Genomic DNA, 21,911 nt, shown 5'->3' with positions numbered 1-21,911 from the left:
TAACGTCGATAAAAAAACTAAGACAATATCAGCCCAGTAACCATGCCGCCGCTGCATCGGCGTGTAGCCCGGTGGTGTCGAACAAGGGCATGTCGGTATCGTCTTGCCCCAGTAGCATGGCAATTTCGGTACACCCCAGAATCACCGCCTGGGCACCGTCCGCACGCAAGGCATCAACCATGGCCAGCAAACGCAGGCGCGAGGCATCGTATAGCAGGCCACGGCAGAGCTCTTCAAAAATCACGCGGTGCAGCTCGGTACGGTCGTCAGTATCGGGTACGCAAACCTGCAGGCCGGCACCGCACAGGCGTGCACTGTAGAAGTCGTCTTCCATGGTAAAGCGGGTGCCCAGCAAACCAACACGCTCTACTCCGGCAGCCCGCAGCGCCGCGATGGTGGGGTCGGCAATATGCAATAGCGGGATACCGGCCATCTCTTCAATCTGCCCTGCCACCTTGTGCATGGTATTGGTACAGATCAGCAGCGTACCGGCACCGGCAGCAGCCAGGCCACGCCCGGCTTCGCCTAGCAACTGAGCCGCCGCTGCCCAGTCGGCACGGCGCTGCATGTCGGCAATAGGCGCAAAGTCGACGCTATGCAGTAGCAAACGGGCAGAATGCAGACCACCGCGGGCGCCGCGTACACTACGGTTGATCTGCGCGTAATAGTGCGCGGTGGATTCCCAGCTCATGCCGCCCAGCAAACCCAGCATCTTTTGTGTCATTTACAGCACCTTTGCCAATGTCAGTTCATCCCACAATAACCAGGCAGCCGTTGCCGCCATCAGCCCCGCCATCACGCCATTAAACAGCCTGCGTGCAAACTGCTGGCTCAGGTAGCGGCGTAGCCCTTCGCCCAGCGCAGCCCACAGGCAGATGCAGGGAAAGTTGATCAGCGCACACAGGCCTGCCAAGGCCAGTGCCTGCGGCCAACCCGCCGCTGCCGGCAGAAACAACAGGCTGGTATTCACCACCATCACCCAGGCCTTGGGGTTCACCCATTGAAACGCCGCAGCGCCCAGAAAGCTCATCGGCGTGACAGCCTGTTTGGCCTCTGGTGCCCCCGCCAGCCACACCTGCCACGATAGCCAGAACAGATAGCCGCAGCCGGCCAGGCTTAACAGCAGGCGCCAGTCGTTCAGCAGCGTCATCACCCAGCCTAGCAACAGTGCCACGATCAGCACCTGCACACCATGGCCGATGCTGATCCCCAGCAGGTGCGGCAGGCTGCGGCGAAAACCGAAATTGACACCCGATGCGGCCAACATCAGGTTGTTGGGGCCGGGCGTGATGGACATCAGCGAGACATAACTCAGTAGTGGCAAGGTCAGCATGGCAGCTCCCTGTAGTGTGTGTAGCCCTATCGTAGAGAAAGCCGCTTGCCGGTTACAGAACCAAGAATTTATCATTGTCACGGTGACAGTTTGACTCAAAATACAACTGTCACCACGCTTCGCCCACCCAACTGTCACACCCGAGCCCGCCATGGAAAATGCCACCCTGTACCAGCAACTGGCCGACGATCTGTCCAGCGCCATCAATCGCGGCACCCTGCCCCCCGGCTCGCGTCTGCCGTCGGTACGCAAGACCGCGCACAGCCGCCAGCTGTCGCTCAATACCGTGGTGGCCGCCTACCGCGTGCTGGAAGACCGGGGGCTGGTAGAAGCGCGGCCGCAGTCCGGCTATTACGTCAAGGCGCGGCTGGCCTCGCCGGCACGCGGCGCACTGCGCGAAGCGGGGCCTGCCCAAGGTACCGACGGCGCGGTGCTGGACCTGATCGGCGCCGCGCTGCAGGCGCAGCAAACGCCCGGCTACATCGACATGGCGCTGGCCTGCCCGCGCGGTGGCGATTTTTATCCGGCCGGCAAGCTGGCACGGCTGATGGGCCAGGTGCTGCGCAAAAGCCCCGGACTGGTGAGCAACTACGCGCTGCCACCGGGTTCGGAGCGGCTACGCACCCAGATCGCGCGGCGCGGGCTGGAGCTGGGCATGGCACTGCAGGCCGACAACATCATCCTCACCCACGGCGCCATGGAAGCCCTGCAGCTGGCACTGCGTGCGGTATGTCGCCACGGCGACACCGTGGGCATAGAGTCGCCTACCTATTTCAACCTGCTGCCGCTGTTTGCCAGCCTGGGGCTGAAAGCTGTGGAAATCCCCACCGACCCGCAGCACGGCCTGTCGCTGGACGCGCTGGAAATGCTGCTCAGCGAACAGCGCCTGCAAGCCGTGGTGGCGATGCCAAATGTGCACAACCCGCTGGGCTGCAGCATGTCTACCGACAACAAGAAAAGGTTGGCCGCACTGGTGAACCGCTACCAGGTGCCACTGATCGAAGACGCGCTATACGCCGAGCTGCAATTCGGCGATGCGCTGCAGCCAGCGGTGAAGGCCTACGACCAGGACGGCTGGGTGATCGTGTGCGCCAGCTACACCAAGACGCTGGCGCCGGACTTTCGGGTGGGTTGGCTGGAAGGCGGGCGTTTCGGCGCCGACATCAAGAAGCTGAAGTTCGCCAGCTCGATCGCCGAACCGCTGGTGCTGTGCGAAACACTGGGCGCGTTTCTGGAATCGGGCGGCTACGACCACCACCTGCGCTCACTCAAGCGCCGCTACACGCTGCACATCGACAAGGTACGGGCGCTGATTGCCGCCCACTTCCCGCCCGGCACCCGTGCCACGCACCCCAGCGGCGGCTTTCTGATTTGGGTAGAGCTACCCGACGGCTACGACACGGTAAAACTGTTCGACCTGGCCATCCACGAGCGCATCAGCATCTCCCCCGGCCCGCTGTACTCACCCAGTGGCCGCTACCGCAATGCGCTACGGCTGTCATGCTGCCAGCCACTGGACGAGCGCTTCATCAATGCATTGCGTACCGTGGGTGAACTGGCAGCACGGTGCAAGGCAAACAGTGGCACCTGACACGATGATCACATGGCATAATAATGCAAATTATGCAAAAAGGATTGTCAGTTGCGTCATCAAGGCACCATCACACACTGGCTGGATGAAAAAGGCTACGGCTTCATTACCCGCAAAGACAACGGCGACAGGGTTTTCTTCCACATCAGCGATTGCCCCCGCGGCGCCATACGGCCACAGACAGGCTGGGTGGTGTCGTTCGAGCTCACAGCCGCGCAGAATGGCAAATTTGCGGCCCACCATGTCCACAGCGAAAAATTCCTGCCCAAAGCCCCCGGCAAACCGGCCACAGCACGCGCCACACGCCCGGCGTACACCAGCAAGCGGCGGCGACGCGGCCAACTGCTCAATGGCCTGCTACTGCTGCTGGCCGTGTCCGCAGCCGGTTACGGCGTAAAGGAATACTATCGGGCACGGCAGCTGCTGACGCTGACACACGGTACCCCGCCAGCGATAGCGGCACCGGCCAGCAGCTTGCGCGCCGAACACGTGCCCCCGGGCGGCACACAGTTCCAATGCGACCAGCGCATTTATTGCTCGCAAATGACATCCCGTAGCGAGGCGCTGTATTTTCTGGCGCATTGCCCTGGCGCAAAAATGGATGGCGATGGTGATGGCGAGCCGTGCGAGCAGCAATTCGGGCATTAGCCCGCCGGAATAGCACCACGCGGCCGGAAAGTTCAGCAAAAGCAAACACCCGTATAACAGTAGCAACAGCGTCAGGCCATCACGCAGTTGCGCCCGGCTGCCTTGGCGCGATACAAGGCCATGTCGGCCTGCTGGATCAGGCCGTCCAGTGTGAGCTCGGGCGTCATGGTGGCACAGCCTATGCTTACGCTCAGCAATGGGGCGTTCTCCCAAGGCAAGGCGATCTGCGCTATCTGGGTACGGATACGCTGCGCCATCACGATGGCACCCGCTAAAGCCGTACCCGGTAACAGCAGCAGAAACTCTTCCCCCCCCCAACGCGCGACACAGTCCCCCTGGCGCGCGCAGGCCTGCAAGGTAGCGGACAACAGGCATAGCGCCTCATCACCGCAGCTGTGACCGAAACGGTCATTCAGCGCTTTGAAGTGATCGACATCACACAACAGTACGCTAAATGGCTGGTCGCGGTGCAAAAAGGCATTGCGTGCGAGGTCCAGCTGCATCTGGGCCTCGCGGCGGTTGGCCAGCTGGGTCAGCGTGTCGGTAATGGACAGGCGGCGATTTTCTTCCACCATGCAATGCAGGTCGTGTACGTCGCGAAAAGTAACGATATGCCAGGATGGCAGGACCTCGGCCTTGATCTGGGCCGCCACGATAAACCAGCGCCGCTCGCCATTCTTGCAACGCACCAGGGCACTGGTCTCGGCCACATTTTCCCCGCGCGCCAGGCTATCCTCTACCGTCTCTTGCCACTCGCGGATAACCTGCTGCCGGTAAACCGGGTCGGGGTACGCCAGCTGAAACCAGCTGAGCATATCGGGCATTTCCTCGGCGCTGTAGCCGATCTGCTGCAGGAAAGCCTTGTTGATAAACAAATGGTTGCGCTTCCCCTCCAGCGCGGGGTCCGAAGTAGACACCAGCGCCGGAATGGGTATCACGTCCAGGCTATGAAACAGCACCTTTTCGATGTCGTAAGGTGCCAAAACTTGCTGCCCCGTCGACATGTTTCTCCCCTGTCAGGCTGCAGTACGCACTGCGTCTGTGTTGCCTGATGATGTTCTTATGGTATCCGGGCGCGTCGCTACGCCCCTTTCTCAGGATTTATACTGCTAATCATGCGGGGGTGAAATAGTGACATCACATCTTCTGATATTTCGATACATACAACACATATTAAATAGCTAGCTTATAAATCAACATATGTAAAATACCCCGCACAACTTCCTTGGAAGTGATTTATGCGGGGTATTATTTCGCTTAGCTTCGCGATATCAGCATAATATGCCGGCACCTAACCCAGGCACACCGCGCCATATTCAGCCCAGATAACGCGCCTGCAAATGCGCACGGAAATGCGCGGGGTTCAGGCTTTCACCGGTGGCGCGGCGTACCAGCTCGGGCGTGCTCCACAGGCTGGCCTGCTGCCAGATATTGCTCTGCAGCCAGTCGAATACCGGTGCCAGGTCGCCAGTAGCAATACGGCTATCCAGATCCGGGTATTGCTGGCGGATGGTGGCAAAGTACTGCGCCGCATACATGGCACCCAGGGTGTAGCTAGGGAAGTAGCCAAAGCTGCCATCGGTCCAGTGGATATCCTGCAGGCAGCCGTTCTGGTAATTGCCGCGGGTATCCACACCCAGGTAAGCCAGCATTTTTTCATCCCACAGTGCAGGAATATCCTCTGCCTCGATCTCGCCTTCGATCAGCGCCCGCTCGATCTCGAAGCGCAGAATCACGTGCGCCGGATACGTCAGCTCGTCGGCATCTACGCGGATATAGCCCGGGCGTACACGGCTGTACAGCTGGCCCAGGTTGGCCGCATCGAAAGCCGGCTGCTCGCCCAGGTGCTTTTTCACCAGCGGCGCAATCAGCTGCAAGAAGGCCGGGTTGCGGCCCAGCTGCATTTCAAACGACAGGCTCTGGCTTTCGTGTATGCCCATGGAGCGGGCGTGGCCTACGGGCAAGTGCGCCAGCTCGCGCGGCAAGCCTTGCTCGTAACGGGCGTGGCCGGTTTCGTGCACGATACCCATCAGGCTTTGCACGAAATCGTCGTCCCGGTAACGGGTGGTGATGCGCACGTCTTCGGCGACACCACCACAGAACGGGTGCACCGATACGTCGAGGCGGCCTGCGTCAAAGTCGAAGCCCAGCACCCCCATCACCTCGATGCCCAGCGCGCGCTGTGCTTCGATGGCAAACGGCCCCTGCGCCTGCAATACCTGCTCGCCCGCCTGTTTTTGCATAGTGTCGCGGATCAGGCCTGGCAGCCAGCTCTTCACGTCGTCGAAAATGCGCTGTACTTCGGCGCTGTTCATGCCCGGCTCGTACAGGTTCATCAGGGCGTCGTAGCGCGATACGCCGGTGGTGTCGGACAGATACTGTGCTTCCTCGCGCGACAGCTTGACCACCTCGCGGAAGTTCTGCAAAAAGCCTTGCCAGTCGTTGGCCTTGCGCTGGCTACGCCAGGCGTGTTCGCAGCGGCTGCCGGCCAGGCTTTTGGCCTCGACCAGGCTGGCGGGTAGCAGGTTGGCGTTTTGCCACTCGCGGCGCATCTCGCGCAGGCTGGCTTGCTGTACCGGCGTCAGTGCTTCGCTGTTGGCCGCATCGAACAGGCCGCGCAAAGCCGGGTCGGTCAGCGTGTGGTGCATCAGCACCTGCAGCTCTGCCATGGCTGCCGCGCGGGCATCGTTACCTTTGGATGGCATCATGGCAGCCTGATCCCAGCCGGCAATGGCGGCCAGGTGCTGGTAGCGGTACAGGCGGGTAAAGGCGGTTTCCAGCTGCGGGTAAGCGGGTTGGGTCATGGCAGGCACCTTGGATAAACAAGGCTGAGATGATGCCTGCAGCTGCGCCGGGCGGCAATTGTCTGTTCGGACGGGCTCAGGCCGGGCGCGGTGCGGCGCGTACGCCGGCGTCGGGAAACGATATCCAGTAGTAGAAAAATTCGCGCGCAATGATCAGGAAGGTATCGCGCGCCTGGCTATCGCCCAGGTGCAGCAGCATGGCATCGATAGCGGTACGAAAGCTGTCCGGGTGGTGCGGGTGGCCATGCAGCAGGTAGAGCAGCGGGCGAATCAGCTCGCCGCGCTCGGCCAGCATGCTTTCGTCCGAGCCCAGCTCGTACAGCTGGCCCAGATAAATGTCCAGCGAGGGCGGATAGCTACTAAAACCATCGCTCAGCATACGCTGCTGCAGGCTTTCAAAACTGCCGTGCGCCGGCAGCCGGATATGGTGGGTGGTAAAGCCGTCGCGGGCGTTCAGTGCGGCCAGCTTTTTGACGTCGTCGAGCCAGAAATAATAGTACTCGCGCGCTGCGGTCATGGCGCCGGCGCGGTCGCCTGGCGGGCACAGCGACAACAGGGCATCCACGGCGGCACGGTAGATATCCGTACCGCCGCGCTGGCTGCGTAAAATCTGGTTCAGCCTGGCCAGAATGCGGCGCCGATAGGCGATAACCCCGGCATCGGCACCTTTGCTGTCCAAGAGACGCAGGTAGGCATCCAGTGCGTCGTCCATCTTGTCCTGAGGCATGGTCTTGCTTCCTTACAGCAGCTCGGGTGCGGGCACCCCTGCTCTACGCGCAGCGCCCAGTATGGCTGCCCATTCATTATCCGACATCTCTACCCCGTGTACTGCGGCTTCTGCTGCACGCTGGCGCTCCGGCTGGCCGGCCAGCATCAGCGGCGCTTGCCCGGCCGGGGCTGGCGAGCTGCGGATATAGGCGGCCATGGCGTCGTATTCCTCACGCAGCCAGCTTACGTCGGCTACGGCTTCCGGGTCGATGATGACAGCGGTCAGGTTGTTCACGATACCGCCCAGGCGGGCATTGCCCGGCTGCAGGGTGCCCCCGCCCGACAGCAGGCCCGCCAGAAACTCGATGGCCGCCACCAGGCCACCGCCTTTGTGCGCCGCGATGGGGCGCAGCGCACCGGTAGGCTGCTCGTGCATGGCGGCAGGGTTGGCCGTGGGCAGGCCATCCGCGTCCAGCATGACTTCTTCGTCAAACGTCTTGCCGGCCAGGTAGGCTACCCGCGTCTTGCCATAGGCCACCATGCTGGTGGCGAAATCCAGAATGAACGGCGGCTCCTGCTCCCCCGCCGGAAACGCCACGCACAAGGGATTGGTACCAAAGCGCGCGGCAGAGCCGCCAAACGGTGCCACCAGCGGCTGGGGAAAGTCGGTGACGTTGACAAAGAATAGCCCCACCTTGCCCGCAGCCGCCACCTGCTCGCCATAGCTGCCGATGCGGCCCATATGGTGGCTATTGCGCACAGTCAGCAGCACGATGCCGGTGTGCGCCACGCGCTCGATAGCGGCGTCCACCGCCTCGCGCACCACGCGCTGGCCGTAACCGCGCTCGCCGTCAAACTGCAGGATGGCACCGCTGTCGTTCAGCAGCCAGGCTGGCTCACCCGGCTGCAAAGTACCGTTGCGCACACTGTCCACATAGAAAGGCAGCATGCCCACGCCGTGGCTGGGGTGGCCTTTGAGGTTGGCTGACACCAGATGCTGTGCCACGACAGCGGCTTCTTCATTGCCAGAACCCAGCGCCAGCAAGGTGGCGTGGGCAAGGCGGTACAGGGTGTGTTCGGTCAGCAGCATGCGGGGGTTAGCTCGGGTTAGGGTCGGGCTGCAGGGTCAGGCGCAGGTCGCGGCCAACCATGCGGGTGTCGCTGATGCGCAGCGCCAGCTTGTCGTCCAGCGACTGCAACGCCGGCCAGGCAAACAGCCCGCGTGCCGCATCGCCGGCCAGATAAGGCGCCAGGTAGAGCACGATGTCGTCCACCAGCCCGGCTTGCACCAGCGCACCGTTCAGGCCGGCACCGGCTTCTACCATTAGCTGGTTGATGCCATCTGCTGCCAGGCTTTGTAGCAGTGCCGGCAAATCCACACGCTGATCTGGCGCAGACAACACGCGTATTTGTACGCCGCGGGCCAGATACGGCGCATGCAGCGTGGCATCCGCCACCGCAGTCACCAGCAGGGTGGGCGCCACGGCGGTATCGTAAATGCGTGCCGCGGGCGGCGTGGCCAGGCGGCTGTCCACCACCACGCGCAGCGGCTGGCTGGGCACGGCCACCTCGCGCACGGTGAGCTGCGGGTCGTCGGCCAGCACGGTACCGCTACCGGTGAGCATGGCACAGTTGGCCGCACGCAGCTGCTGTACGTCACGGCGGGCGTCAGGGCCGGTAATCCATTGGCTGACACCATTGAGCAGCGCCGTCTTGCCATCCAGCGTGGCGGCGGCCTTCAGCGTGACCCAGGGGCGCTGGCGCGTAACGCGCGACAGGAAACCACGGTGCACGTACTGTGCCTCGGCTTGCAGGCAGCCGGCCACCGCCGGAATGCCGGCCGCGTTGAGCATGGCAATGCCGCGCCCGGCTACTTCGTGGTACGGGTCCACCATGGCGGCCACCACGCGGCCGATGTTTTCCTTGATCAGCCGCTCGGCGCACGGCGGGGTACGGCCATAATGGCTGCACGGCTCCAGCGTGACGTAGGCGGTGGCGCCGGCCGGGCTATGGCCACGGGCGTAGCAGTCTTTGATAGCCTGGATTTCGGCATGGTCGCCCCCCACACGCAGGGTAGCGCCCTCGCCTATCACCTGGCCATCGCGCACCAGCACGCAGCCCACACCGGGGTTGGGCGCGGCGCGGCGGGTCGCCGCGGCAGCCAGGCGCAAGGCCTGCTGCATATAGGGGTAATCTTGCGGCAGCAGGCCTTGCGGCTCGCTCATCATGCCTGCCCTTGCGCGGCACGCCAGTCGGCGGCCAGCAGGCTGTAGATGCGGGCATCCCAGAAACGCTCGCGGATACGCAGATAGCCGCGCAGCACGCCTTCCTGGGTAAAGCCGCTACGCTCTGCCACCGCGCAGCTGCGCAGGTTGGCCGCCGCACTCACGATATCCACACGGTTCAAACCCAGCTCGGCAAACGCGGTATGCAGCACCTGTGCCAGCGCCTGTGGCAGATAGCCGCGGCCAACGTAGCTATCGGCCAGCCAGTAGCCGATAGAGCCATGCAGGTTCAGCAAGCTCACGCCGTGCAGGTCGCACACGCCGGCAGGCTGGCCGTCGGCCAGAATCAGCCAGGTATGAACGCGGCCGGCGTCGCGCTCGGCTTGCGTATGCTGGATGAAGGTAAGCGAATCGGCGGCGCTGCGGGTGGTATCCACCCAGGGCAGCCACTGCGACAGGCTGTCGCGGCTGCTATTGACGAGGGAGAACAACGCATCGGCGTCGGCAGGTTCAAGCGGGCGAAGGGTAACGGCGGAGGTCATGTCAGGCTTTCTGATGGAACTGCGAGCCCACAGACTAAGGTTGGCCGCCAGCCAGCGTCAAGCCTGTACAGGCTGGCGTACTGCCCACTCCGTGGCCAGCAGGCTGTAGCTGGCGGCGTCGTGCGGCTGGCCGTGCAACCATAAATGCTGGCGCAGTATGCCCTCGAAACCGAAGCCTGCACGCTGTGCCACCGCGATGCTGCGCACATTCGCCAGCGCCGGGTCGATTACCAGGCGCTGCAGGCCCAGCGGGCCAAACGCCTGCCCGCACAGCTGCTGCAGCGCCGCCTGCATCACGCCGCGGCCAACGTAAGGCGGCGCCAGCCAGTAACCGACACAGGCACGGCGGTTGGCCGCAGACACGCTATGCAGGCCGCACACACCGGCCAGCTGGCCATCCACCAGAATCAGCCAGTCGTACTGGCTGCCTTGCTGGCGCGCCGCCACGCTATGCTGCAAAAAAGCCAGGCTATCTTGCTGGGTATGGGTGGCCGCCACCCACGGCAGCCAGCTCGCCAGCGCGGCGCGGTGGGTGTCCACCAGCGTAAACAACGCTGCGGCATCCTGCTCGGCGACTGGCCGCAGACAAGTATTCACGTCACTCCCCCTTAAGTTCCAGCTATGAAAAACCCTGCCGCGCACGACAGGGTTGTCTGGTTCACCGCATCTTGGCGGCCGCTACGGCCTGGGCCGGCCTTAGCCTTTGCCCTGTATTTCCTCGATGGCGTCGGTGAACTCGGAAATATCCTGGAAGCTCTTGTACACCGAGGCAAAGCGCACGTAGGCCACCTTGTCCAGCTTGGCCAGCTCGTTCATTACCATTTCGCCGATATAACGGCTGGACACCTCGCGCTCGCCCAGCTGCAACAGGCGCTGGCTGATGCGGTTGATGGCGTCGTCTACCAGCGGGGTAGACACCGGGCGCTTGTGCAGCGCGCGCAGGAAACTGGTGCGTACCTTTTCCACGTCGAACTCGGTGCGGTGGCCGCCGGTTTTCACCACTTGCGGCATGCGCACTTCGGCGGTTTCAAAGGTTGTAAAGCGCTTGTCGCAGCTGGTACAGCGGCGGCGGCGACGTATGCTGCTGCCGTCTTCGCTGACGCGGGAATCTACCACCTGGGTATCGGCGCAGCCGCAGAAGGGGCATTTCATGGCTTTACAATCCTGGCAATTTCAATAGCCTGATGTTATCAGCTATCGCCGCCTGGCAACAGTAATGCTCATTTTTTGGGCACAAGCGTGTCGCCATCGCGCACGTCAGGTGGCGCGGCCAGTGCGTCGCGCGCATCGGCTGCGGCCAGCATGGCCGGCAGGTGTTCGGGAAAAACAGGCTGCGGCGGGTGAGCCAGCGCAGCCGCGTCAAACCAGCGCCCCTGCCCCATACTGGCGCGCTCCTGCACGCTCCAGCCATCCTGCTGCAGGGCGATGCGGCCAACCCGTACGTGAAAGTAATACTCGTCGGCCCATACCTCGCCTCCGTCCGGCAGGCGCATGGCAAACTGGCGCCGCGCCAGCGGCTCGCCAGGGTCGGCCAACGCGTAGCCGGTTTCCTCCAGGCATTCGCGGCAGGCAGCGTCGGCCAGGCTTTCGCCGGCGTGCACACCACCGCCAGGGGTGAACCAGTAAACAATACGGCCGCCCAGAGCGGGCGGCCGGTAGGGGAACAGCAGCACCCGCCCGTCGGGGTCGCGCAGCAGCAAACGCGCTGCCACGCGTACCGGCAGGGCGGCGTGTCGGCTCATCGGCTCATCAGCCAGTCCACGTAGCGGTCCACGCCCTGCTCTACGGTGAGCATGGCATCGCTGTAACCGGCACTGCGCAGCTTGCCGATATCGGCCTGGGTGAAGCTCTGGTACTTGCCTTTCAGCGCGTCCGGGAAGTCGATGTATTCCAGGATGCCCTGCTCTACCAGCTCGGGCAGCGTCAGTGCCGGCTTGCCTTCGTGGCGGCGGCAGGCGTTGACGGTGGCCACGGCCACGTCGTTGAACGGCTGCGCACGGCCGGAGCCCAGATTGAAGATGCCGCTCTTGTCCGGGTTATCCAGGAAGTACAGGTTCACCTTCACCACGTCTTCCACCGACACGAAGTCGCGGCTCTGCGTGCCGTCGGCGTAGCCGTCGTAGCCGCCAAACAATTTCACCTTGCCGGTTTCGCGGTACTGGTTGAAGTTGTGGAAGGCCACCGAGGCCATGCGGCCTTTGTGCTGCTCTTGCGGGCCGTACACATTGAAGTAGCGAAAGCCGGCCACTTGCGCGGTCAGGCCTTCGGCCATGCGGCGGCGCAGGATCTGGTCGAACAGGAACTTGGAGTAGCCGTATACATTGAGCGGGCCTTCGTACTGGCGGTCTTCCTTGAAGGTAGTGCCCTTACCGTAAGTGGCGGCGCTGCTGGCGTACAGGAAGGGGATTTCCTCGGCCTGGCAGAATTCGAACAGCTCCAGCGTGTACTGGTAGTTGTTCTCCATCATGTACTTGCCGTCGTGGTTCATGGTGTCGGAGCAGGCACCCTGGTGCAGGATGGCGGTGATTTCACCGTCGAAATCGCCACTGCCGATCAGGCTGATGAAGTCCTGCTTGTCCAGGTAGTCGCTGATCTCGCAGCCCACCAGGTTGACGAACTTGTCGCCCTTGCTGAGGTTGTCCACCGCCAGGATGTCGGTTTCGCCACGCGCGTTCAGCGCCTTCACGATATTGGAGCCGATAAAACCGGCCGCACCGGTCACTACGATAGTCATGCTTGTTCCTTGTATGCGTTCAGAACGCGCTGCCTGGCTGGGCCAGAAAGGTCAGCTCGTCCTGGGTAGACGGCCGCCCCAGCGCCGCATTGCGGTGCGGGAAACGGCCGAAACGGGCGACGATCTCGTGATGCCGCCGGGCAAAGTCGATTACATTGTCGCGCCCCGGGCTGCCATGCGGCAGGCTCTCGAAGCGGCGCACGGATGCTTCCTGGTCGGCCAGCTGCTCGCTGTGCTCCAGCGGCAGGTAGACAAACCAGCGCGCCACCGGCGGCAGGCGGATATCCAGCCGCGCCGCCAGCGCGGCGTGGCTGGCGGCCAGCGCCTGCGCGTCGGTAGCAAAAGCCTGCGCCTGGCCACGGTACAGGTTGCGCGGGAACTGGTCGGCCACGATCAGCCAGGCCAGCACCTGGCGCGCGTCGCTGGCGTCGGGCTGCAGCGTGCCGGCGGCCAACTCGGCCAGCAGCGGCGCAAAGCGCTCGCGGATGATGCCGTCAAACACCGGGTCTTTCTTGAACCAGGCCTCGCGCGGCAGGGCCAGCATGTCGTCGCCGCTACCGCCGAACCAGAACTGCAATACCTGCTCGTACCAGGCCATCATCCGCTCCTTGCTAGGCTGGGTTATTACAAGGCAAACAGCTCGCGCTGGTGGCACACGGCGGTACCCAGCTTGGCCACCACGATACCGGCGGCAGCATTAGCCAGGCGCATGGCCAGCGGCATGTCCAGCCCTGCGGCCAACATCAGGCCCAGGGTGCCGATAACGGTGTCACCCGCACCGGAGACGTCGTACACCTCTTGCGCCAGCGTGGGCTCGTGTACGGCACCGGCTTCGCGGTACAGCGTCATGCCCTCTTCGCTGCGCGTCACCAGCAGCGCGTCCAGCTGCAGCTGGCTGCGCAGCGCTTGTGCTTTGGCGGCCAGTTGTTCGTCGTTCTGCCAGCTACCGGCTACCTGCTTGAACTCGCTACGGTTAGGCGTGAGCAGCGTGGCACCGGCGTACTTGCTGTAATCGTCGCCCTTGGGGTCGATCAGCACCGGCTTGCCGGCAGCGCGCGCCAGTTCGATCATGCGGCTGACGTGGGTCAGGCCGCCCTTGCCGTAGTCGGACAAAATCACCACGTCGTGGTCGGCCACGATGGCGGCGTAGTCGTCCAGCTTGTCGGCCAGGATCTCGTGGCTGGGCGCGTCTTCGAAATCCAGGCGGATCAGCTGCTGCTGCCGCGCTACGACGCGCAGTTTGATGGTGGTGGAAATGCCGGGGTCGCGCTTGAACGACGGCGTAATACCGTCGCTTTCCATCAGCCGCGTCAGCGCGGTGGCGGCTTCGTCGTCGCCTACCACGGACAGGATGGTCGCCTTGCCGCCCAGGCTGGCGATATTGCGCGCCACGTTGGCCGCACCACCGGCACGCTCTTCCATGCGGGCAATCTTGGCCACCGGCACCGGGGCTTCCGGCGAGATGCGCGATACGTCGCCAAACCAGTAGCGGTCCAGCATCACGTCGCCCACCACCAGCACGCGGCTATTGGCCAGACTGCGGGTCAATTCTTGCGGGCTCAGGCCCAGCTGTTGCATCAGGGTCATGGGCTACCTCGGCTCAGGCCAGGCTGGCCTGATAGGCCTGGATGTCGGCATTGATCTTGTTCAGCACCATCAACGGGTCGTCTGCACGGGTGATGGGGCGGCCGATTACCAGGTAGTCGGAGCCGGCTTGCAGCGCGGCCACCGGCGTCATCACGCGGCGCTGGTCGTCGGCGGCGCTGTCGGCCAGGCGGATACCCGGCGTCACCAGTTTGAAGTCCTGACCCAACTCGGCTTTCAGTACGCCGGCTTCCTGCGCCGAGCACACCACGCCGTCCAGGCCGCTGTCGCGGGTGAGGCGCGCCAGGCGCAGCACGTGCTCTTGCGGCGGCACGGTCACGCCGATTTCCAGCAAGTCGGCCGCGTCCATGCTGGTGAGCACGGTAACGGCAATCAGCAGCGGGCGCTGGCTGTATTGCGCCAGCGCGTCAGCCGAGGCTTCCATCATGCGGCGGCCGCCACTGGCGTGCACGTTCACCATCCACACCCCGGCTTCGGCAGCCATCTTGCAGGCGTGCGCCACGGTATTGGGGATGTCGTGGAATTTCAGGTCCAGAAACACCTGGAAGCCGCGTGCGGCCAACTGTTCCAGCAGCTGCGGGCCTGCAGCGGTAAACAGCTCTTTGCCTACCTTCAGGCGGCACTGCGAGGGGTCCAGACGGGAAGCAAAGGCCAGTGCGGCGTCTGCGGTGGCAAAATCCAGCGCCACCAGTACCGGCGAATTAACGTTGGCCGCAAAGCCATGTGCCATTAACGGGTTCATGTTTTCCTGTCTTTCTTGTCGCGTATTCGGTTCAGTGGTTTTCGGAGCGGTTGGGCGTAAAGCTTTCCCACTCGCCGCAGGCGGGGCAATGCCAGAAGAAAGCCCGCGAGCGGAAGTTGCAGCGTTTACAACGGTGTACGGTCAGGCGCTGTGCGTGCTTCATGATCAGCGCACGCGCCACTTCGGCGTCCAGGCGGCCTTCGGTGCTGAGCTCGTCCATCTGCGACTCTACCAGGCGGTACACCCCCAGCAGGCTGGGGCGCGCGTGTACCGCCTCGCGGGCGGCCTCCAGCGCACGGGCTTCGCCTTCGTAGGTAGCCACCTTCTGGTACAACAGGTCGGTGAGCTCCAGCTGCGAGAAGGTACGCTGGTAGCCACGCAGCAAGGCGATGCCCTCCTGCGGCTTGCCCAGCGATTCGTAGGCATCGAACAGGCGCTCGGCCACCATGGCCAGGTATTCGTAGTTTTGCTTTTCGATGGCTTGCCACGCCGCGATGGCCGCCTCGTGCTTACCCTGCGCCGTTTCGATATCACCCAGCAGGATGCTGGCGCGCACGCACTTGCGGTTGGCCGCAAAGGCGTTTTTCACCGCCTCGCGTGCCTTGTCGTAATCGGACTGGTACAGCGCACCCTGCGCCAGCTCGCAGTAGAACTGCGCCACTTCGTGCTGGAAGCTGTGCGCATCGCTGCGCAGCTCCAGCGCGGTGGCGATGGCCTTGGCCCAGTCGCGGTCTTGCTGGTAGATGGACAACAGCTGCTCGCGCGCGGCGCGGCCCATGGTGTGGCTATCCAGCAGCTTCACCAGAATCTCTTCGGCGCGGTCTACCAAGCCAGCCTTGTGAAAGTCTTGCGACAGCTCGAAGCGCACCAGCGCCTTTTGCTCGCGTGTCAGGTCGGGCAGCTCCAGCACCTGCTGGTGCAGGCGGATGGCGCGGTCATTCTCGCCACGGCGGCGGTACAGCTTGCCCAGGCTGAGCTGCACTTCCAGCGCGTGCGGGTGGGCGCGTGCCACCTCGGACAGCGAACGGGCGGCCACGTCGGTCTGGTCGTCTACCAGCGCGTCCAGACCTTTATAAAAACCGGCAGGTACTTCCCGCGCCTGCTTCAGTACTGCACGCATGTCTACGCGTGCGGCCAACCATCCCAGGCCGAAAAAGGCCGGAAACAGCAACAGCCACCACAAATCGATATCCAAAATTCAACCTCGGGGCAAAAAACAGGACGGCTTAGTCAGCCAGGGCATCGCTGGGGTCAACCACCACTTTGCTACTCTGGCGCGAGCGCAGCTCTTTTTTGAGCTGCGACAGCTCGCGGCGTACGCGCAGGGAATAGGCAAACGTAGCCACCAGGCCAATCAGGGCACCGGCCACAAAGAAGATCAGCAACAGCAGAATCAGCGGGGCTTGCCAGGTCTGGCCAAAGAACAGCTTGAATTCCACTACAGCGCTGTTTTGCACGGTAACGGCAATCAACAACACCAGTACGAGCAGCTCAAACAAGCGGAAGAGATAACGCATCGGGGGCTTTCGCATCGTCGCAATGCTGCAAGTTTAAACGAAAGCGACACCCCTCCCAAGTAAAGCGCAGATAAAAAAAGCGCCGCAGACAAGCTGCGGCGCTTTGGGACAGGCAAAAAAACTGCTTAGTCGTTCGAACCGGTCAGATCAACCCGCTCTCTCAGTTCTTTACCTGCCTTGAAGTGAGGCACGTATTTCTCAGGAACGACAACGCTGGAGCCAGACTTGGGATTGCGGCCCATCCGCGGCGGACGGTAGTTCAGATCGAAGCTACCAAAACCGCGGATTTCGATCCGCTGCCCTTTTGCCAAGCTGCTGGCCATTGCATCCAGAATGGTTTTAACAGCCAGCTCAGCATCTTTGGCGACCAACTGAGGATAACGCTCGGCAAGCCTCGCTATAAGCTCAGATTTGGTCATGTCCATCACTTATTCGTTGCCGCCGGACAGTTTAGCTTTCAGCAGCGCGCCCAGGCTGGTGGTACCAGCGGACACGTTGGAGTCGCCAGCGCCGATAGCGGACATGGCAGCTTTCTCTTCCTGTGCGTCCTTGGCTTTGATCGACAGGCTGATAGCGCGGGACTTGCGATCAACAGCAATGATCACAGCCTCAACTTCGTCGCCTTCTTTCAGAACCGAGCGAGCGTCTTCAACGCGGTCGCGGGACAGTTCGGAAGCACGCAGGTAGCCTTCAACGTCGGTGTCCAGCGTCACGGCGGCGCCTTTGGCGTCAACGGTCTTCACGGTACCTTTAACCAGCGCGCCTTTGTCGTTCATGGCTACGTAGTTGTTGAACGGATCGCCTTCCAGCTGTTTGATGCCCAGGGAGATACGCTCTTTTTCCACGTCGATGGACAGAACGATGGCTTCAACCTCGTCACCCTTCTTGAACTTGCGCACAGCGTCTTCGCCGGTTTCGTTCCAGGACAGGTCGGACAGGTGTACCAGGCCGTCGATACCGCCAGGCAGGCCAACGAACACGCCGAAATCGGTGATCGACTTGATCGCGCCTTTCAGCTTGTCGCCTTTCTTGAAGTTGTCAGCGAACTCGTTCCATGGGTTAGCCTGGCACTGTTTCATGCCCAGGCTGATACGACGACGGTCTTCGTCGATTTCCAGGATCATCACTTCAACTTCGTCGCCAACCTGAACTACCTTGGACGGGTGTACGTTCTTGTTGGTCCAGTCCATTTCGGACACGTGTACCAGGCCTTCGATGCCTTGTTCGATTTCCACGAACGCGCCGTAGTCGGTCAGGTTGGTTACCTTGCCGAACAGACGGGTGCCGGACGGGTAACGACGGGACAGGCCCACCCACGGATCTTCGCCCAGTTGCTTCAGACCCAGGGATACACGGTTCTTCTCTTGGTCGAACTTCAGTACCTTGGCTTCAACTTCGTCGCCCACGGCCAGAACTTCGGACGGGTGCTTCACGCGGCGCCATGCCAGGTCGGTGATGTGCAGCAGGCCATCGATACCGCCCAGGTCAACGAACGCACCGTAGTCGGTGATGTTCTTGACGATACCTTTGATGATGGCACCTTCACGCAGGGTTTCCAGCAGCGCTTTGCGCTCTTCGCCCAGGGTTTCTTCCAGAACAGCGCGGCGGGAAACAACAACGTTGTTACGCTTGCGGTCCAGCTTGATAACCTTGAACTCAACTTCTTTGCCTTCGTACGGAGTGGTGTCTTTCACCGGACGTACGTCAACCAGGGAACCCGGCAGGAAGGCGCGGATGCCGTTAACCATAACGGTCAGGCCACCTTTGACTTTGCCGCTGATAACGCCGGACAGGATCTTGCCAGCTTCCAGAGCCTCTTCCAGGTCAACCCATGCAGCCAGACGTTTGGCTTTTTCACGGGAGAGCTTGGTTTCGCCAAAGCCGTTTTCCAGGGAGTCGATCGCAACAGTAACGAAATCGCCGATGGCAACTTCAACTTGGCCGTTGTCGTTCTTGAACTCTTCAACCGGGATCAGGGATTCGGACTTCAGGCCGGCGTTAACGGTCACGAAGTTGGAATCGATGCCAACGACTTCAGCGGTGATTACTTCACCAGCACGCATTTCTTGCAGAGCCAAGCTCTCTTCGAACAGGGCGGCGAAGCTATCCATAACGAGGGTAGTCATCAGATGTAACTCTCAGGCATGCCTTGCGTCACGCAGGGTTAGGTTTTTCATACGCCGTCAGCGCAAGGTATGACAGACGGCGGCTTACAAAAAATTAATGGCCGGTGCCACGGGCCTTGTCGAACCACGACAGTACCTGCCCCACCGCTTGTTCGATGGTCAGGTCCGAGGTGTCCAGCAAGTGGGCATCCGGCTCTTGTCTTAGCGGGGCAACCGCCCGTGCCGCGTCGCGCGCGTCACGATCGGAAATATCCTGCTGAATCTGGACGAGGTTAGCAGATTCCCCTTTTGCGATCAACTGCTTATAGCGTCGTTCAGCACGAACTTCGGCTGATGCGGTCAGAAAAACCTTCAATTCCGCACGCGGAAACACCACCGAGCCCATATCGCGGCCGTCGGCCACCAGGCCTGGCGGCACCAGAAAGTCGCGTTGACGGGTCAGCAGCGCGGCACGCACAGCCGGCAGCGCGGCCACTTTCGAGGCACCCATGCCGATATCTTCGGCACGAATGGCCGCACTCACATCGGCTTCGCCCAGCCAGGCTTTATCGTCGTGAAAAGACGCCGGCAGCTGGGCTGCCAGGCGCGCCACGTTCTGCTCGTCTTCCCAGCTGACGCCTTCGCGCAGCGCATACAGCGCCGTCAGGCGGTACAGGGCGCCGGAATCCAGATAATGCAGCCCCAGCTGCTGTGCCACCAGGGCAGCCACGGTGCCCTTGCCGGAAGCGGAAGGGCCGTCGATGGTAATGACGGGTTTGAGCGTAGGCATGGCGAAGACCTTGAATCAAAACCGGCAATTGTAGCGCAAGCAGTACAAAAAGAGGCGTTTGCGTGGCAGCGCACAATACGGGTACAGTCGTTGCCGAGATCACCCGGCAGGGCCCTGCCCTGCAGCAAAACAGACAAGAACATCATGGAACAACTACATCTACAGCCCATTGGCCCGCTGGCCGGCCGCATCAAACTGCCCGGCTCCAAGAGCATTTCCAACCGCACCCTGCTGTTGGCCGCACTGGCCGAAGGCAGCACGCTGGTGCGCGACCTGCTGGACTCCGACGACATCCGCCGCATGCTGGAAGCACTGGCCACACTGGGCGTGCGCGTCGAGCAGCAAGGCGATAGCCGCGACTTCCTGGTGCATGGCACCGGCGGTGCCTTTAGCGTGAAAGACGCCGACCTGTTCCTGGGCAACGCCGGCACGGCTTTTCGCCCGCTCACCGCCGCGCTGGCGCTGATGCAGGGCCGCTACCACCTGCACGGCGTACCGCGCATGCACGAACGCCCGATCGGCGACCTGGTGGACGCGCTGCGCGTGGCCGGTGCCGATATCGACTACCTGGGCAACGACGGCTACCCGCCGCTGCAGATCAAGCCGGCCAGCCTGAACGCCGGCCAGGTCATCCCGGTAAAAGGCAATGTCTCCAGCCAGTTCCTCACCGCCCTGCTGATGGCGCTGCCGCTCACCGGCGAAGACGTCACCATCGAGGTGGTGGGCGAGCTGATTTCCAAACCGTATATCGAAATCACCCTGAACCTGATGGCGCGCTTTGGCGTGCAAGTACAGCGTGACGGCTGGCAGCGCTTCACCATCGCGCGCGGCCAACGTTACACCAGCCCCGGCGACATTCACGTGGAAGGCGACGCTTCCAGCGCATCCTACTTCCTGGCGGCTGGCGCGCTGGCCGGCGGCCCGGTACGCGTGGAGGGGGTTGGCCGCAGCAGCATCCAGGGCGACGTGAAGTTTGCCGACGCGCTGGCGCTGATGGGCGCCGAGATCACCATGGGCGACAACTGGATCGAGGCCCGCGCCCCGGCCGGCGGCCTGCAGGCCATCGACGTGGACCTCAACCACATTCCGGATGCGGCGATGACCATCGCCGTGGCCGCGCTGGCCGCCAACGGCACCACCACCATCCGTAACGTGGAAAGCTGGCGCGTGAAGGAAACCGACCGCCTGGCGGCCATGGCCACCGAGCTGCGCAAGGTAGGCGCCAGCGTGGTGGAAACGCAGGACAGCATCAGCGTGACGCCGCCGGCGCAGCTGACTGCCAACGCCGAAATCGACACCTACGACGACCACCGCATGGCGATGTGCTTCTCGCTGGTGGCGCTGCTGGGCACCCCGGTGGTGATCAACGACCCGAAATGCGTGGCCAAGACCTTCCCCGACTATTTCGAGGTACTGGGCAAGTTGGCCGCAGGCTGAAGTCGCACCAGCCGCCAGCCCAAAACCGCTGCCTCGCCGCAGCGGTTTTTTCATGGCTACGCCTTGCCAGCAAACCACAAAAAACACAAAATATGCCACCAACAGAACTACAAGACACAAGATAATGAACAACCCGTTTGCTGTGCGCCGCGACTTCATGCAGCGCTTCGACATGGCCGCCCCCGACACCCCCAGCTTCCAGCCGCAGGCATTAGCGATGTGGCAGACCATGCTGCAAGAGGAATGGCAGGAATTCCAGACCGCGCTGGCCGACTACCAGGCCATGCCGCAGGCCGACGCCGCCACGCAGCAGCAGCTGCAAGCCGAACTGGCTGCCGAGGGGGTGGATGTGCTGAACGTGTTGTGCGGGCTACTGCTGTCGCAGGGCTTGCCGCTGCAGGCGATGTTCGACGCCATCCATGCGGCCAACCTGGCCAAGTGCGTGGACGGCCAGGTACTGCGCCGCGCCGACGGCAAGCTGCTGAAACCGGCAGGCTGGCAGCCGGCAGACAAAGTCGGCGTGATCCGCGCGGCGTCTCAGGCCTGAGGCCGGTCGCGCGGCACCTGCTGCAGGTAGGCTGCCACACTGCTGCGTAGCGGTTTCAGCATCACCCGCAGGCTGTTACTGCGCCGCCCCATCTGCACAGCGTGGCGCTGCGTGACCTCAACAAAACCCTGCCGCAGCCAGAAGCGCTCGGCACGGCTGTGCCCCATCACCACGCCCAGGCGCAGCCAATACGCACCACGGGCCAGCGCCCACGCTTCCAGCGCGTTATACAGCTGCGCGGCCAAGCCCTGGCCGTGATGGCGCGCATCCACCATAAACAGCGCGATATGCCACGCCTGCGGTAGCAGCAGCCCGGCAAGCACTTCCACTACCGCCTGCCATTGCCCATGCTCATCGCACAGCGCCAGTAGCCAGCGCTGCCGGTACGGCATGTCGGGCGGTGGCCTGGCATGAAAGTCGGCCTCGGCAGCAGCGGGCTGCGCTGGCTCGCCGCCCGTCGCCTCGAAATACAGCGGGTTGGCCGCATAGAATGCCTGCAGCGCCGGGATGTCAGCGGCTTGCAAGGGCAATACCCGCAGGTCGGCAAGTGTGGCAGGTAAAGACAAGGTGTCCATGACACGGC

At 62.7% G+C, this 21,911-nt stretch carries 25 protein-coding genes; 4 read left to right on the top strand and 21 right to left on the bottom strand.

The features are described from left to right. Nucleotides 1-28 precede the first annotated feature (28 nt). Nucleotides 29-724, bottom strand: a complete 696-nt coding sequence (locus tag PQU95_RS14270) for an aspartate/glutamate racemase family protein (RefSeq protein WP_272752622.1) — start codon at nucleotides 722-724, stop codon at nucleotides 29-31. Further along, the gene (locus tag PQU95_RS14265) at nucleotides 725-1,333 is read right to left on the bottom strand and encodes a LysE family translocator (RefSeq protein ID WP_272752621.1); all 609 of its coding nucleotides are present in this window, start codon (nucleotides 1,331-1,333) and stop codon (nucleotides 725-727) included. Nucleotides 1,334-1,484: 151 nt separating this feature from the next. Here PQU95_RS14265 and PQU95_RS14260 point away from each other — a divergent pair, with 151 nt between their 5' ends. Both PQU95_RS14260 and PQU95_RS14255 read left to right on the top strand, forming a co-directional pair. Next, nucleotides 1,485-2,924: an aminotransferase-like domain-containing protein gene (locus PQU95_RS14260; protein ID WP_272752620.1), complete on the top strand. Its 1,440-nt coding sequence runs from the start codon at nucleotides 1,485-1,487 to the stop codon at nucleotides 2,922-2,924. A gap of 51 nt (nucleotides 2,925-2,975) precedes the next feature. Further along, nucleotides 2,976-3,572: a cold shock domain-containing protein gene (locus tag PQU95_RS14255; protein WP_272752619.1), complete on the top strand. Its 597-nt coding sequence runs from the start codon at nucleotides 2,976-2,978 to the stop codon at nucleotides 3,570-3,572. 71 nt (nucleotides 3,573-3,643) lie between these two features. Here the strand turns inward: PQU95_RS14255 and PQU95_RS14250 are convergent, their stop codons facing one another. The 18 genes from PQU95_RS14250 to cmk form a co-directional block, all read right to left on the bottom strand. Continuing rightward, a complete protein-coding gene (locus PQU95_RS14250) occupies nucleotides 3,644-4,555 on the bottom strand; it encodes a sensor domain-containing diguanylate cyclase (protein ID WP_272752618.1) in 912 nt (303 codons plus the stop codon). A 333-nt stretch (nucleotides 4,556-4,888) separates the two neighbouring features. Continuing rightward, the gene (locus tag PQU95_RS14245; protein ID WP_272752617.1) at nucleotides 4,889-6,376 is read right to left on the bottom strand and encodes a carboxypeptidase M32; all 1,488 of its coding nucleotides are present in this window, start codon (nucleotides 6,374-6,376) and stop codon (nucleotides 4,889-4,891) included. A gap of 76 nt (nucleotides 6,377-6,452) precedes the next feature. Then, complete coding sequence (locus PQU95_RS14240) at nucleotides 6,453-7,103, bottom strand: hypothetical protein (protein ID WP_272752616.1); 651 nt, start codon at nucleotides 7,101-7,103, stop codon at nucleotides 6,453-6,455. A gap of 12 nt (nucleotides 7,104-7,115) precedes the next feature. Then, entirely contained in the window at nucleotides 7,116-8,174 is a 1,059-nt protein-coding gene (locus tag PQU95_RS14235) for a malate/lactate/ureidoglycolate dehydrogenase (protein ID WP_272752615.1), read from the bottom strand. Between the two features lie 7 nt (nucleotides 8,175-8,181). Next, nucleotides 8,182-9,309 (bottom strand): bifunctional diaminohydroxyphosphoribosylaminopyrimidine deaminase/5-amino-6-(5-phosphoribosylamino)uracil reductase RibD, encoded by a 1,128-nt coding sequence (gene ribD, locus PQU95_RS14230; protein ID WP_272752614.1) that lies wholly within the window; start codon nucleotides 9,307-9,309, stop codon nucleotides 8,182-8,184. Then, complete coding sequence (locus PQU95_RS14225) at nucleotides 9,309-9,851, bottom strand: GNAT family N-acetyltransferase (RefSeq protein WP_272752613.1); 543 nt, start codon at nucleotides 9,849-9,851, stop codon at nucleotides 9,309-9,311. The genes ribD and PQU95_RS14225 overlap by 1 nt, the downstream gene beginning before the upstream one ends. 57 nt (nucleotides 9,852-9,908) lie before the next feature. After that, on the bottom strand, nucleotides 9,909-10,448 hold the full coding sequence (locus PQU95_RS14220) for a GNAT family N-acetyltransferase (RefSeq protein ID WP_272752612.1): 540 nt from the start codon (nucleotides 10,446-10,448) through the stop codon (nucleotides 9,909-9,911). A gap of 99 nt (nucleotides 10,449-10,547) precedes the next feature. Next, on the bottom strand, nucleotides 10,548-11,003 hold the full coding sequence (gene nrdR / locus PQU95_RS14215; RefSeq protein ID WP_017509956.1) for a transcriptional regulator NrdR: 456 nt from the start codon (nucleotides 11,001-11,003) through the stop codon (nucleotides 10,548-10,550). A gap of 68 nt (nucleotides 11,004-11,071) precedes the next feature. Further along, a complete protein-coding gene (locus PQU95_RS14210; RefSeq protein ID WP_272752611.1) occupies nucleotides 11,072-11,593 on the bottom strand; it encodes an NUDIX hydrolase in 522 nt (173 codons plus the stop codon). After that, nucleotides 11,590-12,585, bottom strand: a complete 996-nt coding sequence (gene rfaD, locus PQU95_RS14205) for an ADP-glyceromanno-heptose 6-epimerase (protein WP_227302826.1) — start codon at nucleotides 12,583-12,585, stop codon at nucleotides 11,590-11,592. Before rfaD ends, PQU95_RS14210 begins: the two co-directional genes overlap by 4 nt. Nucleotides 12,586-12,604: 19 nt before the next feature. Then, nucleotides 12,605-13,183 carry a DUF924 family protein gene (locus PQU95_RS14200; protein WP_272752610.1) on the bottom strand — a complete coding sequence of 193 codons (579 nt, stop codon included), beginning with the start codon at nucleotides 13,181-13,183 and terminating at the stop codon, nucleotides 12,605-12,607. Between the two features lie 26 nt (nucleotides 13,184-13,209). Continuing rightward, nucleotides 13,210-14,172 (bottom strand): D-glycero-beta-D-manno-heptose-7-phosphate kinase, encoded by a 963-nt coding sequence (rfaE1, locus tag PQU95_RS14195; RefSeq protein ID WP_272752609.1) that lies wholly within the window; start codon nucleotides 14,170-14,172, stop codon nucleotides 13,210-13,212. A gap of 13 nt (nucleotides 14,173-14,185) precedes the next feature. After that, nucleotides 14,186-14,932: an orotidine-5'-phosphate decarboxylase gene (pyrF, locus tag PQU95_RS14190; protein WP_272752608.1), complete on the bottom strand. Its 747-nt coding sequence runs from the start codon at nucleotides 14,930-14,932 to the stop codon at nucleotides 14,186-14,188. 31 nt (nucleotides 14,933-14,963) lie between these two features. After that, complete coding sequence (gene lapB, locus PQU95_RS14185) at nucleotides 14,964-16,127, bottom strand: lipopolysaccharide assembly protein LapB (protein WP_272752607.1); 1,164 nt, start codon at nucleotides 16,125-16,127, stop codon at nucleotides 14,964-14,966. Nucleotides 16,128-16,158: 31 nt separating this feature from the next. Beyond that, complete coding sequence (locus PQU95_RS14180) at nucleotides 16,159-16,449, bottom strand: lipopolysaccharide assembly protein LapA domain-containing protein (protein WP_227302822.1); 291 nt, start codon at nucleotides 16,447-16,449, stop codon at nucleotides 16,159-16,161. A 125-nt stretch (nucleotides 16,450-16,574) separates the two neighbouring features. Beyond that, on the bottom strand, nucleotides 16,575-16,868 hold the full coding sequence (locus tag PQU95_RS14175) for an integration host factor subunit beta (protein WP_026108145.1): 294 nt from the start codon (nucleotides 16,866-16,868) through the stop codon (nucleotides 16,575-16,577). Between the two features lie 9 nt (nucleotides 16,869-16,877). Beyond that, nucleotides 16,878-18,560, bottom strand: a complete 1,683-nt coding sequence (gene rpsA / locus PQU95_RS14170; RefSeq protein WP_017509947.1) for a 30S ribosomal protein S1 — start codon at nucleotides 18,558-18,560, stop codon at nucleotides 16,878-16,880. Nucleotides 18,561-18,669: 109 nt separating this feature from the next. Next, nucleotides 18,670-19,344, bottom strand: a complete 675-nt coding sequence (gene cmk / locus PQU95_RS14165; protein ID WP_272752606.1) for a (d)CMP kinase — start codon at nucleotides 19,342-19,344, stop codon at nucleotides 18,670-18,672. Between the two features lie 144 nt (nucleotides 19,345-19,488). Between cmk and aroA the strand changes: the two genes are divergently transcribed. Beyond that, nucleotides 19,489-20,781, top strand: coding sequence for a 3-phosphoshikimate 1-carboxyvinyltransferase (gene aroA, locus PQU95_RS14160; RefSeq protein ID WP_272752605.1), 1,293 nt, complete (start codon nucleotides 19,489-19,491; stop codon nucleotides 20,779-20,781). 124 nt (nucleotides 20,782-20,905) lie between these two features. Continuing rightward, entirely contained in the window at nucleotides 20,906-21,328 is a 423-nt protein-coding gene (locus PQU95_RS14155; RefSeq protein ID WP_272752604.1) for a pyrophosphohydrolase domain-containing protein, read from the top strand. Here PQU95_RS14155 and PQU95_RS14150 read toward each other — a convergent pair. Further along, nucleotides 21,319-21,903, bottom strand: a complete 585-nt coding sequence (locus PQU95_RS14150) for a GNAT family N-acetyltransferase (RefSeq protein ID WP_272752603.1) — start codon at nucleotides 21,901-21,903, stop codon at nucleotides 21,319-21,321. The genes PQU95_RS14155 and PQU95_RS14150 overlap by 10 nt on opposite strands. Nucleotides 21,904-21,911: the final 8 nt, after the last annotated feature.

This window comes from Vogesella aquatica (genome assembly GCF_028548455.1).
Classification (GTDB): domain Bacteria; phylum Pseudomonadota; class Gammaproteobacteria; order Burkholderiales; family Chromobacteriaceae; genus Vogesella; species Vogesella aquatica.
The sequence above is the reverse complement of the archived record's forward strand: the minus strand, read 5'-3'. Positions and strand labels throughout refer to the sequence as shown.